The sequence below is a fragment of the Geminocystis sp. M7585_C2015_104 genome (genome assembly GCA_015295805.1).
Lineage (GTDB): Bacteria > Cyanobacteriota > Cyanobacteriia > Cyanobacteriales > Cyanobacteriaceae > DVEF01.
The window spans coordinates 1-4,005 of record DVEF01000069.1 but is presented as its reverse complement, the minus strand read 5'-3'; the positions used below and the strand labels follow the sequence as shown (position 1 = coordinate 4,005).

4 protein-coding genes are annotated in these 4,005 nt (G+C 42.8%); all 4 read left to right on the top strand.

Annotation, left to right across the window (positions count from 1 at the left end; genetic code table 11):
- A partial coding sequence (locus IGQ44_08435; protein ID HIK38002.1) for an Mg-chelatase subunit ChlD occupies positions 1 to 464 on the top strand: 464 nt, incomplete at its 5' end.
- Between the two features lie 11 nt (positions 465 to 475).
- A complete protein-coding gene (locus IGQ44_08430; protein ID HIK38001.1) occupies positions 476 to 1,237 on the top strand; it encodes a hypothetical protein in 762 nt (253 codons plus the stop codon).
- A 52-nt stretch (positions 1,238 to 1,289) separates the two neighbouring features.
- Positions 1,290 to 2,423: a substrate-binding domain-containing protein gene (locus tag IGQ44_08425; protein HIK38000.1), complete on the top strand. Its 1,134-nt coding sequence runs from the start codon at positions 1,290 to 1,292 to the stop codon at positions 2,421 to 2,423.
- 265 nt (positions 2,424 to 2,688) lie between these two features.
- Positions 2,689 to 3,972: a cytosine deaminase gene (locus IGQ44_08420; protein HIK37999.1), complete on the top strand. Its 1,284-nt coding sequence runs from the start codon at positions 2,689 to 2,691 to the stop codon at positions 3,970 to 3,972.
- Positions 3,973 to 4,005: the final 33 nt, after the last annotated feature.

Genomic DNA, 4,005 nt, shown 5'->3' with positions numbered 1-4,005 from the left:
TTAACAATCTCGGCCCAAAAGAAGAAATTGTCATTATACCTTTTGATGATAGAATACATCAGCCTGTACTAGTAAAGGGCACACCAGAAAGCAAAAATAAGGGGATTGCCTATATTAGTAGTTTGAAGGCACATGGGGGTACTAGTCTATATGATAGCGCCCTGTTTGCCAGAAACTGGTTGCGCCAAAATGTTAAACCCAATGCCATCAATGCCGTTGTTATTCTCAGTGACGGCGATGATACCACTAGCAAGATAACTCTGGAGGAGTTGGAAAAACAACTACAACAAAGTGGTTTCAACAGTGATGAAAGGATTGCCTTCTTCACTATTGGTTATGGCAAGGAAGGAGAATTTAATCCCCAAGTGTTGGAAAGAATTGCTAAGTTAAATGGGGGTTATTATCGCCATGGCAGGCCGGAAACCATCCAGGAATTAATGGCTAATATTCAACTAGAATTCTAAGGAGATATTGTATGCTAAGACTGACAAATCCCCTTAACTATCCCTTGGCAGTGGCGGCCGGGAGTGTTATTCTCTTTTCCGGCGTGAGGATAGTCGGCTTACCTAGTTATCTGATGTTGCCAACTTCAGTCATTGCTGGCTTTGTAGCTGCCGGTTTTCTCCATCAAAGGGAGTATAATAGGCAGTCTTCTTCCTCTCAAATCGGCAATGAAAGTCTGGCAAAAGAATTAGAAGAGGCAAAACAGGAAGCATTAAACCTAATAGAAAAAGCAGAAAGTTTGCGTCAGGAAGCACAAACTTTGCTCCGGGAAGCATCTCAAATGGATTTACTTACTTCTGTGGAGTACATGTGTGATAGAATATTAGAACTTCCACAGAAAATAGAAGAATTGAGTAACAGATTGTCTGGAGATGATTCCCTACTATCCCTGGAAAATTTACAAGCAAAACTAAGGGAAAATAGGAAGCGACAAAAAGGTGCAACTGGTGTCGCACTGGAAAAACTAAAACAAATCGAAATGAATTTGTTGCGCAACATCGAACTCACTGAACAGGCAAAATCTGCCAGGCAAGCCCAGGTTTTTTCTGTTACCAGTATGCTCACAGAGGCCGCTGGTATTCTGCAGGAGCTACAGAATAAACTACGAAGAGCAGATTTACAAAATGTCAGCACGTTAAATGAACTACAAGAATTAACTCAACAGCTGAGTGAATTACAGGAGAAAACATTTTTAACGGATTGGACTTTGGAAGGTGATAAAAATGACCAGTGATAGGGAGAATTTGCTTATCAGACTACTCATACCAACCCGCAATAACGCGTCAATGACTTCTGGTGGTAGAAGAGGGGAAATTAAAGTCAAAAAAGACCCTAAAAAACAGTTAACATCTATAGGGATTATTTTGGCAGGTTTAGGTTTAACTTATCTGCCTATTCCTTTTCTTAAAACTACGGTGAATGTGGTGATCGGGTCAGAATTGGCAGAAGCATTAGAGGAAATCGAAGACAAGTTTGAAGACGAATACCCCAACATAGAAATTGAATTAAAGGTTCAAGGATCTCAGGATATTATATCGAATTTTATCCAGGAAAAAAACGACTTTAAGGCCGCAATTTTGATGCCGGCTAACGGGGAGTTGCTAAAAGAATTGGAAACAACTTTGAAGGCGCAAGGGGAAGCAGAAGTATTCTATGACACCCCCAAGCCTATAGCCAAAACCGTAATGGTGGGGGTAGGCTGGGAAGAAAGAGGAAATATACTGTTTCCTGGCGACAAATTTGACTGGAATCAGATAGAAAAAGCTATTAATCTGCGAGATTGGGGCAAAATAGGAGGCAAAAGTGAATGGGGCAGTTTTAACCTAGTTATAACAGATCCCACCCGCTCCAATAGTGGACAATTAACATTATACCTGTGGGCGCAAGACAAGTTAAAAAATAATAACATCTCCCCCAACGATGTCAACAAGCCAGAAGTACAGGATTTATTCAAACTGGTTAAAAAGTCCGTCTATCAGCCTCCTAGGTCTACTGATATTTTACTACAAGAATTCATAGCCCGAGGTCCAAACGATGCTGACGTAGCTACTGTTTATGAAAGCATAGCACTTTACCGATGGCAACAGGCCAAAGAAGGCCAGAAAAAACCCTATAAAATCTACTATCCAAACCCTACAATAGAAACCACTATAACTGGGGCGGTTGTCAAGAAAAATATAGGCAAATCCGTGGCAAAATCTGCCCAAAAATTCCTCGATTACTTAACAGAAAAAGAACAACAAGTAGTGCTGGCAAAATACGGTTTTCGCCCCGTTATTCCCATGGGCATAAAAGAATTACCCAACACCCCTTGGACTAAGTCCATACCCGGGGTAGAATATAGTCTTCCAGTCAAGATACAGCCACCACCAAATCAAACAGTTATCACAGAAATTGAAAAACTCTGGTATGGACTGTAAACTGGTCGTCTAGAAGAAGCCAACAGGGGGTTTAGTATAGTCATTATATACCCTAGGCCCCACGGGGAGGCTGGAGGGCCTTGGTTGTGGGGGATATTAAAACCCTCTTGTCCCAGTGTACCAGGCCGTAGTCTGAATTGTTTTTAACAAAAATTCAAGTTTTTGTAACTCAATTCATATCACAATGTGGGGGGGTATTCCTGCTGTAAAAAAGATGATAAATTAGCTGTTAAACCAACTCTCTGTGAAGATGGACAAAAACCCAATGGAAAAAAACCCCCGCCAATACTGGTTGAAAAATGCCCACATTCCCATTTCCCTCATTGACAGTGGCATCCGTCATCTGTTTCGGGGATACACCAGAGAGAATCTTACTTTGTGCGACTTGCAAATAGTAGAAGGAAGGATCCATCAAATCATCCCCTCCCATCCTGATACCGTAGGCATCGATTTACAAAAAAAAATCCTCCTACCCTGCTTCCTCGACTGCCATACCCATCTGGATAAAACTCACACCGTCGAGCGTGCACCCAACCTACAAGGAGACTTCAATACCGCCTTAGAAACCCTAGAAAGGGATAAGGGGAAATGGGATGAGGGAGACTTGTACAGACGTATGGATTTTGCCCTCCAGTGCGCATATAGTCACGGTACAATAGCAATACGAACTCATCTAGACTGTGATGGCGAAAAAGGGAAAGTAAGTCTGAGGGTATGGCAACAGTTAAGGGAAAAATGGAAAGACAAGATTATCCTCCAGGTAGTTAGCCTTGTAAGTCTAGACTATTTTCTCACTTTACAGGGAGAAAAACTAGCCGACACCATTGCCTCTGTTGGGGGGATATTAGGGGGAGTTGCCTATATGAATCCTGAAATTGACAGACAACTGTTAACGGTATTTCAGTTAGCTAAAGAAAGACATCTCCCCCTAGACTTTCATGCCGACGAAAACGGTAATCGGGATTCTATCTGTTTGCAGAAAATTGCAGAGACGGCTTTAAAAACCAACTTCCCTCATCCCATTCTCTGTGGACATTGTTGCAGTCTAGCAGTACAATCCCCAGAAGTGGTTAGTAAAACCATATCCCTCCTCCGCCAGACACCCATCTCCATTGTCAGCCTTCCCCTTTGTAACCTATACCTCCAAGACAGAAAACCCGACACCACTCCCCTCTGGCGAGGCATTACTAGAGTCAAAGAGTTGAAACAAGCGGGGATAAATGTTGCCTTTGCCAGTGACAATTGTAGGGATGCCTTTTTTGCCTTCGGCGACTACGATCTGTTAGAAGTCTTTAACCAGGCAGTCAGAATCGCCCACTTAGATACCCCTTACAGTGACTGGATTGATTCTGTCACCCGTATCCCTGCCCAAATCATGAATCTGCCACATCTCGGGCAAATAAGCCCCGGCCGTGACGCTGATTTTATCATATTTTCCGCCCGTCACTTCAGTGAATTGCTGTCTCGCCCACAGTGTAATCGCCTAGTTATAAGAGGTGGTAAAATACTTTGCCATTCCCTTCCCTCTTATGACTCCCTTTCCACCTAACCACTCTTACAATTCCCCTTCTCCCCGGTTTTG